The sequence below is a fragment of the Neobacillus vireti genome (genome assembly GCF_001026695.1).
GTDB classification, from domain to species: Bacteria; Bacillota; Bacilli; order Bacillales; family Cytobacillaceae; genus Neobacillus; species Neobacillus vireti.
This window is the reverse complement of sequence record NZ_LDNB01000014.1, coordinates 326,355-339,905: the sequence shown is the minus strand read 5'-3', so window position 1 is coordinate 339,905 and position 13,551 is coordinate 326,355. Positions and strand designations below refer to the sequence as shown.

Sequence of the window (13,551 nt, the reverse complement as noted above, 5' to 3'; positions counted from 1 at the left end):
CAAAGAACCACTCCATCCAAATTAACAAACTCTTCCGATAATTAAAGTGTAACGCAATACCTTAAAATCAGCAAATTCCAAAAGGGCTGCATGGTGTGGTGCGTGAGTGTGTGGTGTCACAGTGTATAGTGTCAGTGTGTGGTGTCAGGCACCGTTTCCCTTAAACTGGAAAATGGTGTCAGGCACCAAATTCCTCAAAATGGAAATTAGTGCCTGACACCATACTAGTCACATCTTCTAAGCAATTTCTTCACCGGTTTTGAAGGTTTTGCTGAGCCAGTTTTTCCCTTCAACAAGCCGGGTTACGAGCATGGCGCAGACGGTGTTTCCGGTTGAGTTTAGGAGTGTTGCAGGTGCGTCAATGATGGTGCTGATGACAGCTATGATTGGAAGTGTTTCCGGCGGGAAGCCGTAGACGCTGATAATTAGCATCTCGCCAATCATCCCGCCCCCAGGAATCGCGCCCATAACTGCACCAACTAAAAAGGCGACAGCCAGCACACTTAATATACTAGAGATACTTGTTAAATCCTTGCCAAATAGCGCAAACAGGAACACGATTTTCAGCACGCCGCCAAACACAGAACCATCTTTATGCGTATTCGCACCAAGCGGAATAATTGTTTCGGCGATATCCTTTGGCACACCCATCCTTCTAACTGTTGCCAGGTTCACAGGAATACAGGCTGCACTTGAACAGGTTGCAAGCGCCGTGACAGAAGGAGTGATCGCGTTTTTCCAAAAGATCTTGACCCCATCCTTGCCGCCGGCGATGAAGGCATACAGGGTGAAGAAAACAAAATAATAAATCACGGTCAGAATCAAATACAAAACAAATGAGCGGGCATAACCCTCTAAAATTTGCGGTCCGAGCTCACCGATGACCGCGGCAAAATAACAGCCAAGCCCAATCGGAGCGTAATACATGACGATGCTGACCATCTTCATGATGACAGCCGCCGCAGCCGATAAAAAGTCCGCGACCGGTTTCGCCTTTTCTCCAACCGCAGCAGTAGAAAGTCCAAACAGAAGCGCGAAGACAATCAGCTGGAGCATATTGCTTCTTGATAATAATAGATGAAAATCTGAAACCGTAAATGTAGCGACCAGATGGTCAAGAAACGATAATTTCTCTGCATCCGTCTGGGCTGCAGAATGGTTCATCACCTCTTTAAGCGAGGCGATGTCGGCATTTTCAAGGGGTTGAATGATGGAGGCACCGGCAACCCCGAGAATTGCCGCGACAAAAGCTGTCACCAGGAAAACCACCAGGATGCTGCCCATTATTTTTCCAAGCCGTTTCATGCCGTTCATGTTGGCTATCGCCGAGGCAATGCTGAAAAATACCAACGGAACGATGATCATGAACATCAAGTTCAGAAATAGGTCTCCAAACGGCTTAACAACCGCTGTTTTGGGTCCAAAAATCAAGCCTGCTGCACCGCCGATTACGATGGCAGAAAGCAGGATAAGGGTAAAGCGATAATTTTTAAAAAATAATTTCATTGGGTCCAACTGCCTTTCAATTTATAAAAATATATTATTCCCCTAAAAATCATACTCAAGTTTGCGCATCAGGTAAATGACTTTATTATTTGCAAAATAGTCAAATAATAAATCTCCTCGGCACTTTATGCTAGCAGCTGCATTTAATAGTGCCTGACACCTTAGGGCTTTTTCCTATATAAAAATAAGTAAAAAACCCCTCTTGCGCAATGCAAGAGGGATTTTAGAAGGATATTAATATTGTTGCTGCTGGTGCCATTTCCAGGCGTCGGCGATAATTTGTTCTAAGTTTCGTTCTGCTTTCCAGCCAAGTTCTGATAGGATTTTCGCCGATGAGGCAACGAGCCTTGCCGGATCCCCAGCGCGGCGGTCGGCTATTTCAACATTCGCCTTCACACCGGTGACTTTTTCACATGTCTCGATAACTTCCTTTACAGAATAGCCAAGTCCATTGCCAAGATTGTAGACCGCAGCCGATTTCTTCCCTGTTAACAGCGCTTCAAGGGCAAGAATATGGGCGGCCGCTAAATCAGTTACATGAATATAATCACGAATACACGTGCCATCCGCCGTATCATAATCAGCGCCAAACACGGACACCTTTTCCCGCTGACCTAACAGCTGCTGCAGGATAATTGGGATTAAATGTGTTTCCGGATCATGACTTTCGCCAATCGCCGCTGATTGATGGGCGCCGGCTGCATTGAAGTAACGCAGTACAACATAATGCAAATCATAGGATTTTGAAAAATCAGCAAGTATCTGCTCAACCATCAATTTTGAGTGGCCATAAGGATTAATCGGTGTTGTTGCACTTGTTTCGTCAATAACCTCCACATCAGGAATTCCATAGGTTGCAGCAGTGGAGGAGAAAATAAAGTTCTTCACCTTAAATTTCAACATAACTTTTAACAGAGTTAAAGTCGAAGCTACATTATTTTGGTAATATTTCAAAGGGTCTACAACAGACTCCCCGACCAAGCTGCAAGCAGCAAAGTGCATAACGGCCTTGATAGGATAACTTCTAAAGACCATGTGTAAATCTTCCTCATTACCGAGGTCACCCTTGACAAAGATAGCACGGCTGTCAACGGCCGCACGGTGCCCGGTCGACAGGTTATCGAGCACAACGACTTCTTCTTTTTCAACTAATTCCTTAACGAGATGGCTGCCAATGTAGCCAGCTCCGCCAACAACGAGAATCATATCCATTTCCCCTTAGCTAGAAATTTCATTTACTTTTACTATTATAGCATTTTTGAAAAAAGACAGTTTACTATCATGCCTTAATAATAATTTCCCTATTTACCATATCGAAGTTCTTTTGTGAAATTTCGACAGCAAGCATATGTCGAAAGTATTTTGTCGTTCATGACAAAATACCCCAATTTACCCAACGTCCATTTGATATTATTAACAAAACAGCCTTATACCGCGTAGGGCACATTCCACTTTGCAAAAAAACAGGCCGGTAAATTTCCTTCATTTGGACGATGTTGATATGACTTTCATAGGGGTGAATGGGATGAAAGAGCAGGGGAATTTTTTCACGGGATTATTATGGGGGACAACTCTTAGTATCCCGTTATGGATGGCGTTTTTCGGCTGGGTAAAAATCATCCTTCATCTTTTTAAAATTGTATAATCTCGCAAAAAGGTAAATGGCGCTATACGCCACCATCTCGCAAATTGGCTAAACTGATTCGTTTTTGCTCCGTTCCGCCCCTTTTCCACAAAAAAAGGGCTCCTCAATAGAAGATGACCCCCCGTTCCAAACTACGGTGCCTGACACCCATCATTGGTTGTAATCCCACATGATCCGCCATTCGTCCTTTTCCTTCACGACAAAAACTTCCTGTTTCAAGTCAAAGTTTCCATATTTTCCTTTGTAGGTTTGTGTAACTAGGATTTTATAGACATTCTCTAGTGCTGGTCCTGTTTTGGCCATTTTCCACTTTGCTAATTTTTCCGGCTTATCGGCTGTATAAGCAAAGGTTTCTACCCCGAAATGAGACATAAACACATGGGCCCGGTCCTGGATGTACCCGCCTTTCGGGAACTTTTCCTTCATCGCAGAATGAAATAACGCCCACGATTTCGCAAAATCCCCCTGCTGTTCATATTGATAAAACTCATCGACAACCGACCCTGCCTGTTTATCAGGAGAAACTCTCACAATTTGAAAGACAATAAAAATGCCGGCAGCCAATAGAATTCCAATGATTAACCTTTTGAATGGAACAGACCTTTTTGCCATTGTAATCTCCTTTTTTCACATGCTCGTGTATCTTCAAAAGCTTGTATATAAAAAATATGCACCGCCATGTCCAAATAGTATTTTTTAATCCGATTTTAATTGAGTTTTCATAGCCCTCCTTATAAAATCAAACAATAGGATTTGTTGATTTTATAAGGAGGAAGCATGAGATGAAACTAAACAGTGAAGAGCTCGAGATTTTAAAAATAATCGAAGAAAACCATAAGGCATCTGCAGAAACGATTGCCCTAATGGCGTTGACAAGCGAGGAAACGGTCAAAAACACGATCAAAAAGTTAGAAGACGAGAAAATTATCATGAGTTATCCGACATTAATCGATTGGACCAAAGTGGATGGGCAGGAAAGCATCATTGCCATGATTGATGTGAAGGTAACCCCGAAGCGGGGCGTGGGCTTTGATGATGTCGCCGAAAGAATCTACCGTTTTCCGGAAGTATCCTCCTTGTATCTCATGTCCGGCGCTTATGATTTATCGATCACCATCGAAGGAAAAACGATGAACCAAATCGCCGCCTTCGTATCGGAGAAATTATCAACAATTGATAATGTCGTTTCGACAACGACTCATTTCATGTTGAAAAAATATAAACATGACGGTGTCATCTTTGACGGCGGGGCTGACGATAAAGACCGGCGGATGGTGGTTACACCATGAAACACGACGTTGCCTACTATATTTCACAAACAGCTAAGGATCTCCAGCCCTCCGGCATAAGGAAATTTTTCGACCTCGCTGCCGGGATGAAAGACGTGATTTCTTTAGGAGTTGGCGAACCAGACTTCGTTACCCCCTGGAATATTCGCGAAGCCGCCATTTTATCGCTGGAGCAAGGCTCCACCTCCTATACGGCAAATGCCGGCTTGCTGGAATTGCGGGAGGAAATCTCAGCCTACCTTGGGAGGAGATTTGGCGTTGCCTACAATCCAAAAAATCAAATCATTGTTACGGTTGGCGCAAGCCAGGCGCTAGATTTAGCCTTTCGCGCGATTTTAAACCAAGGCGATGAGGTGTTGATTGTCGAACCGGCGTTTGTATCCTATGCGCCCCTCGTTTCATTAGCCGGTGGAAAACCAATTGCCGTTTCTACCTCAGCGGAAAACGGTTTTAAAGTGACTCCGGAGCAAATAGAACAGGCGATTAGCGAAAAAACGAGGGCACTGTTACTCTGTTTCCCTAATAATCCAACCGGCACTTCGTTAAACAAAGCAGAATTGATGGAGATTGCCAACATCATTGAAAAGCACGATTTACTTGTCGTTTCTGACGAAATTTACGCTGAATTGACCTATGATGAAACCTTTACAAGCTTTGCCGCCATCCCGGGCATGTATGAAAGAACGATTTTAATAAACGGCTTTTCCAAAGGCTTTGCGATGACGGGCTGGCGCTTAGGAATGCTGGCCGCTCCTAAGGAATTCGTCGAAGCGATGTTGAAAATTTTTCAATACACGACATTATGTGCTCCGACGATGCTGCAATACGGGGCGATTGAAGCGCTTCGCAACACCTATCATGAAGTCGAATCGATGCAGCGAAGCTACCGAAGACGGCGAAATTATGTTGTCCAAACACTGAACAACATTGGCTTGGACTGCCACACCCCTGGCGGCGCCTTCTATGTGTTCCCATCAATCCGCGCAACCGGGCTCACTTCCGAACAATTTGCTGAAGAACTGCTCATGCAGGAAAAAGTTGCGGTCGTTCCCGGCAACGTGTTTGGCGAATCCGGCGAAGGCTATATTCGCTGCTCCTACGCCACCTCGATGCCGCAGCTCCAAGAAGCACTGAAACGGATGCAGCGGTTTCTTGAAACGAAAGGCATTATGCGGGACCGAGAGGCAGGCGCCTTGTCCCAATTGTAATGAAAATGAGACAAGTGCGCCTGTGCTTGTCCCTGAAAAGCCCAGCGTCTAGAGAAGCTGGGCTTTTTTAAATGTTCTACCTATTTTGTGTCTGCCTCCGAATCGAAACATACAATGAAAGGTAAATAAGAAATGGAGGAGATGTGATGAAGCTTTATTTAGATCCAGGTCACGGCGGCACAGACTCAGGCGCACAGGGAAATGGACTAAATGAAAAAGATGTTACTTTAAAAATCTCACTGAAAATCCAGGAAATTTTCACAAAAAAATATGAAAATATCATAATAAAGATGAGCCGTACAAGCGATATTTCTAAATCCTTAAGTCAGCGGACAAATGAAGCAAATGCGTGGGGGGCCGACTTTTACCTATCCATCCACATTAATGCGGCAGACAGTACTACTGCACAAGGTTACGAGGACTATATTTATAGCGGCCTGTCAACCACTTCCAGATCAGCATCCTATCAAGATATCATTCATCAGGAAGTGACGAAAGTTAACGGTTTAATCGACCGTGGACAAAAAAAGGCCGATTTCCATGTATTGCGTGAATCATCTATGAGCGCACTCCTATCGGAGAATGGGTTTATCACAAATGCACACGACGCAACCCTCATGAAACAGGCCTCATGGCTGGAAAAAGTCGCACAGGGCCATGTAAATGGACTCGCCAAAGCCTTCAATCTAAAACTTAAATCGAACCCGGTGTCAGTACCATCAACCCCAATTAATCCTGTTCCAGGAACCCTTTTTAAAGTTATTGCCAGTTCTTTTAAATTAAAGGAAAATGCCGAAGAGCGCGTCGCATTCCTGCAAGGGGGGGGCATCGAATCATTTGTCAAAACCACCACCATCTCCGGTGAAACCTGGTACCGCGTCCAAGCTGGGGCGTTTACGACCCGGGAAAATGCCGAAATTCGCTTGGCTGAAGTCAAGAATGCAGGAATAACAGATGCCTTTATAGTTGTGGAAAATGACAGTGCAAGTGCAGGGAATGCAGCAGACGGAAATACCGCCCCTGGCAAAAGCGAGAATGCTCCTCCCAAGAGCGGAGGGAGTTCCGGAAATGACAGCCCTGGAACGCAAGGGAACAACGACGGAAATGGTGAGCCGGCCAAAAGCGGTGACAACGCCGGGAATGATGTACCAGCAAATAGCGGGAATGACAAAAACAATAACACTCCTCCCCCAAAAGTCACACCAAATATTACTATTTTTGGTCCAACCTACCTGTCTCCTGAACAAATGAATCAATTTGTTAAAAAGGTTAACCCGAGCGCCCCCGAATTAGGTAGCTTTTATCAAAAATTCGGCGCAGCTTACGGCATTAGAGGAGACGTCGCGTTCGCTCAAGCAATCCTCGAGACCAACTATTTCCGCTTTACTGGGGATGTCGGTCGTGAGCAGAACAATTTTGCCGGAATCGGAGCAACAGGTTCAGGAAAACGCGGGGCAAGCTTTGAAACACAAGAAACAGGAGTACTCGCCCAGCTTCAGCATTTGTATGCCTACGCAACGCCAAAAGCACTGCCAGGTCAATATCCATTAGTTGACCCCCGTTTTCATCTAGTGGACAGGGGCTCTGCGCCCACCTGGACCTCCTTAAACGGCCATTGGGCCGTTCCCGGCAACAACTACGGCCAATCCATTTTAAATTTATATGAAAAAATGATCAATTCAGCCTAGCGAATCCAATATTTGTAAAATGGTGTCAGGCACCATTTATGCACATTCTGAATAAATATACAATAAGAAAAGCGCAAGCGCCCTGTTCAGCGGCGTATGTCCTGGAGCGCTCCAACTGAGATAAAGGAAACACGGTGAACGGAGTGAACCGATGTTGACTTATCGTAGGGCGGAGAGCGAAGGACACTAGCCGCTAGGGCGCTGGAGCTGGACAATTCTCAAAGTCAAAATTTTATACATTCTTATCTTTTATGAAAAGCCGCAATCGTTCATGATTCGGCTTTTTGCTTTTCACTTGTGAATGTTTATCACCGAACGCTTGCGATTAAACTTAATTGGCACCTTTTAATAACGAGTACATATAGTACATTACTGAAAACGCCTAGGAGGTGAATCTTGTGATCATTCATGTCGTGAGCAGGGGCGAAACATTGTGGCAGCTTGCAAGTCGTTATAAAGTGAATATGAATTCCATTGGACAGCTCAATGAATTGCCAAACGCCAAACAGTTAGCAGTCGGACAATCAGTAGTCATTCCTAAGCCCGGTACATCACACGTCATCAAATCCGGAGAAACACTCTGGTCAATCGCGCAGCAATATTGGGTAACAATCAATGCGATAATCCAGGCAAACCAGTTAACAAACCCGAACCTCTTATATCCCGGCACCTCCCTATTTATTCCGGCCATTACACATGTGGTCCAATCCGGAGAAACCTTAGCGTATATTGCCAGGCGTTACGGCACAAGCATTCAAGCCATCAGCAGGGAAAATCAAATTACTAACCCCAATCTGATCACCATCGGCATGCAGTTGGTTATACCAAGGAAAAAGCCAATCATTGAAGTCAACGCCTATACGTATCAATCAGATGATGCAGGGGCTCAAACCGTTAATGAACTGGGCCAGTTATTAACTTATTTCAGTCCATTTGCCTATAAGATTTTGGAAGATGGTTCATTAAGTCCGATTAAAGATACTTTAATGATTGAGGCTGCCCGGGCTAAAAAAGCTGTACCGATGATGTCGCTGACTAACTTTACAGCTACACATGCCGGATCAAATGAGGCTCATGTCATTTTATCAAGTCCGGACATCAGAGAAAAAATCATCACAAATATTGCTCAAGTGATGGATAGCAAAGGGTATAAGGGGATAAATATTGATTTCGAAAATGTGCTGCCTGGTGACCGTGAATTATATAATCAGTTCCTCCAGCAAGTGGTTAATGCCTTACACCCGAAAGGATATTTTGTCTCAACTGCCCTTGCCCCAAAAACGAGTGCGACCCAATCCGGTCTGTTATATGAAGCCCACGATTATGCGGCACATGGACGAATTGCCGACTTTGTCGTGTTAATGACCTATGAATGGGGATACAGGCTTGGACCACCGCAGGCCATCTCACCGATTACCGAAATGAGAAAAGTAGTCGAATATGCCCTTACCGTTATGCCAGCTGAAAAAATATTTTTAGGCTTCCAAATTTACGCCAGAGATTGGCTTCTCCCCCATGTTAAAGGGCAGGAAGCCGAAACGTTCAGCCCACAGGAAGCGGTGAGACGTGCGGTAAAATTCGGTGCTGCCATCCAGTATGATCCAACAACGCAATCACCATTTTTCCGCTACACAGATGAGCAAGGCCGGGGTCACGAAGTTTGGTTTGAAGATGCCCGGAGTGCCCAAGCGAAGTTTGACCTGGCCAAACAATATAATCTTCGCGGTGTCAGCTACTGGGCCTTAGGCTATCCTTACCCGCAGAATTGGGCATTGTTGAAGGATAATTTTTCGATTAAAAAACTTAGTTGAAAAAATCAGGCCGGATTCGTCTCGAATCCGGCCGTTTTTACCCCCTTCAAAAAATTATAAATTCTCCTCAAACCAGTTCACAATGTAATCCAAGCGGCTTTTGCGCAGGCTTGGCTTCCCGCTTCTGGAAAGTTCGTGGTTTTCTTCTGGAAAGCGGACCAATTTTGTGTTCTGGCCTAAGCGTTTTAAGGCAATAAACAATTGCTCTGCCTGCTCGATTGGACAGCGGTAATCCTTCTCACTATGGAGAATTAATAAAGGTGTCTTCACGTTCTCCACATAAGCAAGCGGCGAATGCTTCCATAGTGTTTGAATATCGCGGAAGTCCGCTTTGATTTGCCACTCGGTGAAATAATAGCCGATATCGCTGACACCGTAAAAGCTGATCCAGTTTGAAATTGAACGCTGTGTCACTGCTGCTTTAAAGCGGTTCGTATGACCGACGATCCAGTTCGTCATAAAGCCGCCGTAGCTTCCGCCCGTCACACCGAGGCGATTTTCATCAATGAAGTCATAGTGCTCCAACGCAAAATCAACTGCAAGCATTAAATCCTCATAGTCGCCGCCGCCATAATCGCCGCGCACCGCATTGACAAATTCCTGCCCATATCCGTGGCTGCCGCGCGGATTCACATACAATACCGCGAAGCCTTTGGCCGCCAATAGTTGAAACTCATTCATATATGTATTTCCATACATCGCATGCGGACCGCCGTGAATTTCGAGGATTAACGGGTACTTTTTCCCTTCTTCAAAGCCAATCGGCTTCATCATCCAGCCATGAACTTCCTTGCCATCTGCTCCTGAAAATTCCACCGGCTCCGGTTTTGACAGCAAAATATCTTGTAAAATCGCCCCATTTACATCGGTCAATTTTTCAAGTGAAGACGGTTTACCACCGCTACGGGACAGAAGATACAGATCACTGATTGCCGTCGGTTTGCTTAACGCGATGACTGCTTTTTGCGTTGCGCTATTGATTGACAAGCCATAGACATGGCCGCCGTCCGTATAAACCGGCTGAATCTCACCGCCGCTCACATCACTGAAATAAATATTCGTATTGCCATGTTCTGAAGCTATAAAATAGAATCCCTTGCTGTCATTCGACCACAATAAACCGGGGGATACCGCTCCTTGCTGGAAATCGCCGACGGTAAAATCGCCGACAGGCACATCCCAATTACGGGTCAAACAAGAGAATTTTTTCGAATGGACTTCGTAAAGCCAGACCTTTGGATGGGTCGCATTTTCAAACTCCCGTTTGTGTCCAAGCATCCCAAGGTAGTTCCCGTCCGGCGACCAAGTCACGCTTCCAAAATAGCCGATCCCATTTGTCACGGGAATGAATTCCTTTTGAGCAATGTCCAACAAATACACATCATGGATAAACGATGAATCCGTTTCTTTCGAAAAATCAGCGCCAACTGCGAGGTAGTTTCCGTCTGGTGACCAGCAATAGAGACTTACATCCTGAGCGCCTTCCGTGAGCTGTGTTAAGTCGCCGCTTTTCACATCCACGAGCGCTACTTGTTTGACATCCCCCTGCCAAAAGCCCCCGTCATCTGATTTATATTTCATCTTCGTCACTTCAAGAGGCACAGTCTTTTTTTCTTCTTTTTCATCTTCTTCATCAAAAATAGTTTTATCCGTTTTGAGCGATGTGTTGAAGGCAAGCTTTGTTCCATCCGGAGACCAAACTGGATTGCTCGCCCCGCTAGGAAATGAAGTTAATTGCCGCGCTTCCCCGCCATTCACACTTAATAGATAAAGTTGATTTTTCCCGCTCCGATTGGATACAAATGCAATATTCGTTCCATCAGGCGACCAGCACGGCGAGTGATTCCGCCCTTTACCAAATGTCCATTGGACCGCTTCGCTTTCCTGTTCAAGTGTATGGAAAAATAAATGTGCCTGATATTCATCCGTTTCCTCGTCTATCGTCGTTTGCACATACACGCAGGACTTCCCATCAGGAGCAAACTGTGGGTTCGCCACCGATTTTAACTGATATAAATCCTCCGACTGAATTCCTCTTAATTCTCCCATCGCCTCTACCTCCAATTTCTAAAAAATCGCACTCAAATTATTTCGACACTAGAAATAATTTCCCCTGCTTCAGTTTCCTCTAAAGAAGGGGAGCAATAAAAATTATTGATGCTTGACTCAATGTGTACAAACCTAAATTACTGCATTGTCACCTCTTTGTCACAATTTTATCTCTAGACGCCCCCCAGATAATATATGATTATTCTATATATTAAATAGGTCTTTAGTTCGATAAAATGGTGATATTCTCCATTAGATACCTAACTAAATCTCATATCATTAATTTGAAACAATGGGGGAAAAAACGATGATGAAAAAATTACAGTTTGACGACTTAGATCAAGATGAAGAGGAAATTGTTTTAGATAGTAACCAAAACGAACTCCAAAAACAACTTAAAATTATTCAATTAACTACACGGGACTTGGCTATCGCAAAAACCATACAACCATTTATTAAAGAACATTTAGATTTAATTGTAACAAACTACTACAATAGTATTCAGTTAGAGCCTTCTCTTAAAAAAATAATTAACGACAATTCAACAGTTGAAAGGTTAAAAGTCACGTTAAAGAAACATATATTTGAGTTATTTGAGGGAAGAATTGACCATAATTTTATCATGCAAAGAAATAAGGTTGCCCATGTTCATGTCCGGATTGGGTTAAAAACAAAATGGTATATGGCGGCTTTTCAAAGTTTCTTTACCACCATCGTTTCAGTATTACAACAGTATATAGAGGATTCAACCAAACTAGTAGAAGCGATTAATGTCGTAGCGAAACTTTTAAACCTTGAACAACAGCTTGTACTAGACGCTTACGAAGAAGAAATGGAGCGAATAAAATTAGAGGAACAACAACAAAAACAACATCGAGAACGAGTTGCACATACAGCTGAAGAGTTGTCGATCATTTCTGATCAAACAAGTAATTCTGTATTCCAACTAACTCAAAAGACTGAATCATTGGTGGATTTAGCTACTGCGGGTGTTCGTTCAGCAGAGCATGTTCAAAACCGCTCTATTCAAGGAAAAGTCAGGATTGATGAACAACAGGCACAAATGGATAAGATTTTGGAACAAATGCATGCTATTACATCGGAAATTAGTCACTTAGAGGAAATTTCAGATGAAATAAAAGAGGTTTTAAGTTTCGTAAAGGGAATTGCTAATCAAACAAACCTTCTATCTTTTAATGCTGCCATCGAATCAGCTCGAGCTGGGGAATATGGTCGCGGATTTGCGGTTGTTGCAAATGAGATTCGAAAATTAGCTGACCAAACCAGGGTTTCTGTTTATAATGTTACAGAGTTAATTCAAAAAACAAATACACAAGTATTAAGCGCCATAACTAAGACTGGACAAGTTAATGAATTAGTTGAAGATGGGTTCCAAAAGATGAATGAAATTGCTGAGTTCTTTAACCAAATTTTAGTTGAAGTAAATCAAAGTAAACAACAAAATAACCAAATTGAGAACGAACTAGAATCCTTTGCAGATTATTTTGAAGAAATCAACAGCACGGTTGGTAACCTTGCCAATACATCAAAGGAATTAGCTCAAATTGTTCAAGATTTATAAGTGGGACACGGGGTCAGGCACAGCGTCTCAAGCGCACAAAGGGATCAGGAGCCTGTCCCCATGTCCCTATCTTCTTGAATATAAGTCCCGGCTCTTGTATCCCTGACCCAAGATTAGTTTCATTTCTTCCCGTCGTTTTTCTTTGGTCGCTTCCTGTTTAGCGCTGTACACATAACGCGCCCAATCTTTCTGGTACCCTGGAGTAAGTGACTGATAGAAAGCAAGTAGATCGGGAGTATCTCGCAAATCTCTTTCTACATCTGGAATCATTTCAAAATAATCATCGACACATTGACTTGCTTTTGTAGATGCTTGATTTTTGCCTCGAGAATCTTCTTTTAGACCGACAATCGTAAAGACCGTATCTAATCCTACCATCCGCGAAAATTTGATGGTACTTGGTCCAACATAACCTTCTTCATCAGCACCCATGCCACCTAATAATTCATCGCGATGAATAAACGTTGAATAGACTTTATTCCCTTTTTTAGGATAAGCCAAATAGAGATGGCCGTTTTTATTTAGATGATCCTTTTGGATCACCTTATTTACGAGTTCTTTTAAGGAATCCATATCAAGCACAAAAGCAAAAATAAGATCATATTTACTGTCTGCAAGCTCCGTATCATAATCTGCTAATCCTGCTAAATAATTCGCACCGTCTGGCAAATTCAATACTGCTATTTTTTTATACTTTTGTAAGTTTAGTTTATCTACTACTGTTTTCGTCATCCTTATCCACCCCGCCTTATTCTCTTTCTTCCTAAGAGTAC

The 13,551-nt window shown here is 43.5% G+C and carries 10 protein-coding genes; 5 read left to right on the top strand and 5 right to left on the bottom strand.

Annotation, left to right across the window (positions count from 1 at the left end; genetic code table 11):
- Positions 1–237: 237 nt before the first annotated feature.
- From AA980_RS18985 to AA980_RS18975, 3 genes are all read right to left on the bottom strand, one after another.
- Positions 238–1,506 (bottom strand): dicarboxylate/amino acid:cation symporter, encoded by a 1,269-nt coding sequence (locus AA980_RS18985; RefSeq protein WP_024028550.1) that lies wholly within the window; start codon positions 1,504–1,506, stop codon positions 238–240.
- Between the two features lie 234 nt (positions 1,507–1,740).
- Positions 1,741–2,712, bottom strand: a complete 972-nt coding sequence (galE, locus tag AA980_RS18980) for a UDP-glucose 4-epimerase GalE (RefSeq protein ID WP_024028551.1) — start codon at positions 2,710–2,712, stop codon at positions 1,741–1,743.
- A gap of 589 nt (positions 2,713–3,301) precedes the next feature.
- On the bottom strand, positions 3,302–3,763 hold the full coding sequence (locus tag AA980_RS18975; protein WP_024028553.1) for a hypothetical protein: 462 nt from the start codon (positions 3,761–3,763) through the stop codon (positions 3,302–3,304).
- A 170-nt stretch (positions 3,764–3,933) separates the two neighbouring features.
- Here AA980_RS18975 and AA980_RS18970 point away from each other — a divergent pair, with 170 nt between their 5' ends.
- The 4 genes from AA980_RS18970 (at position 3,934) to AA980_RS18955 (ending at position 9,147) form a co-directional block, all read left to right on the top strand.
- Positions 3,934–4,440 carry an Lrp/AsnC family transcriptional regulator gene (locus AA980_RS18970; protein WP_024028554.1) on the top strand — a complete coding sequence of 169 codons (507 nt, stop codon included), beginning with the start codon at positions 3,934–3,936 and terminating at the stop codon, positions 4,438–4,440.
- Complete coding sequence (locus AA980_RS18965; protein WP_024028555.1) at positions 4,437–5,648, top strand: aminotransferase; 1,212 nt, start codon at positions 4,437–4,439, stop codon at positions 5,646–5,648. Before AA980_RS18970 ends, AA980_RS18965 begins: the two co-directional genes overlap by 4 nt.
- A 146-nt stretch (positions 5,649–5,794) precedes the next feature.
- Positions 5,795–7,336: an N-acetylmuramoyl-L-alanine amidase gene (locus AA980_RS27905; RefSeq protein WP_024028556.1), complete on the top strand. Its 1,542-nt coding sequence runs from the start codon at positions 5,795–5,797 to the stop codon at positions 7,334–7,336.
- A gap of 398 nt (positions 7,337–7,734) precedes the next feature.
- The gene (locus AA980_RS18955) at positions 7,735–9,147 is read left to right on the top strand and encodes a LysM peptidoglycan-binding domain-containing protein (protein ID WP_024030585.1); all 1,413 of its coding nucleotides are present in this window, start codon (positions 7,735–7,737) and stop codon (positions 9,145–9,147) included.
- A gap of 54 nt (positions 9,148–9,201) precedes the next feature.
- Here AA980_RS18955 and AA980_RS18950 read toward each other — a convergent pair whose 3' ends face one another.
- A complete protein-coding gene (locus AA980_RS18950; RefSeq protein WP_024030584.1) occupies positions 9,202–11,196 on the bottom strand; it encodes a S9 family peptidase in 1,995 nt (664 codons plus the stop codon).
- A 307-nt stretch (positions 11,197–11,503) separates the two neighbouring features.
- Between AA980_RS18950 and AA980_RS18945 the strand changes: the two genes are divergently transcribed.
- The gene (locus tag AA980_RS18945; RefSeq protein ID WP_024030583.1) at positions 11,504–12,778 is read left to right on the top strand and encodes a globin-coupled sensor protein; all 1,275 of its coding nucleotides are present in this window, start codon (positions 11,504–11,506) and stop codon (positions 12,776–12,778) included.
- A 66-nt stretch (positions 12,779–12,844) separates the two neighbouring features.
- Here the strand turns inward: AA980_RS18945 and AA980_RS18940 are convergent, their stop codons facing one another.
- Positions 12,845–13,510 carry a YdeI/OmpD-associated family protein gene (locus AA980_RS18940; RefSeq protein ID WP_024030582.1) on the bottom strand — a complete coding sequence of 222 codons (666 nt, stop codon included), beginning with the start codon at positions 13,508–13,510 and terminating at the stop codon, positions 12,845–12,847.
- Positions 13,511–13,551 lie beyond the last annotated feature (41 nt).

Coding starts and splice junctions, on each gene's coding strand:
- AA980_RS18950 (WP_024030584.1), bottom strand. CDS start 11,196: ATGGGAGAATTAAGAGGAATTCAGTCGGAGGATTTATATCAGTTAAAA.
- AA980_RS18965 (WP_024028555.1), top strand. CDS start 4,437: ATGAAACACGACGTTGCCTACTATATTTCACAAACAGCTAAGGATCTC.
- AA980_RS18940 (WP_024030582.1), bottom strand. CDS start 13,510: ATGACGAAAACAGTAGTAGATAAACTAAACTTACAAAAGTATAAAAAA.
- AA980_RS27905 (WP_024028556.1), top strand. CDS start 5,795: ATGAAGCTTTATTTAGATCCAGGTCACGGCGGCACAGACTCAGGCGCA.
- AA980_RS18970 (WP_024028554.1), top strand. CDS start 3,934: ATGAAACTAAACAGTGAAGAGCTCGAGATTTTAAAAATAATCGAAGAA.
- galE (WP_024028551.1), bottom strand. CDS start 2,712: ATGATTCTCGTTGTTGGCGGAGCTGGCTACATTGGCAGCCATCTCGTT.
- AA980_RS18985 (WP_024028550.1), bottom strand. CDS start 1,506: ATGAAATTATTTTTTAAAAATTATCGCTTTACCCTTATCCTGCTTTCT.
- AA980_RS18975 (WP_024028553.1), bottom strand. CDS start 3,763: ATGGCAAAAAGGTCTGTTCCATTCAAAAGGTTAATCATTGGAATTCTA.
- AA980_RS18945 (WP_024030583.1), top strand. CDS start 11,504: ATGATGAAAAAATTACAGTTTGACGACTTAGATCAAGATGAAGAGGAA.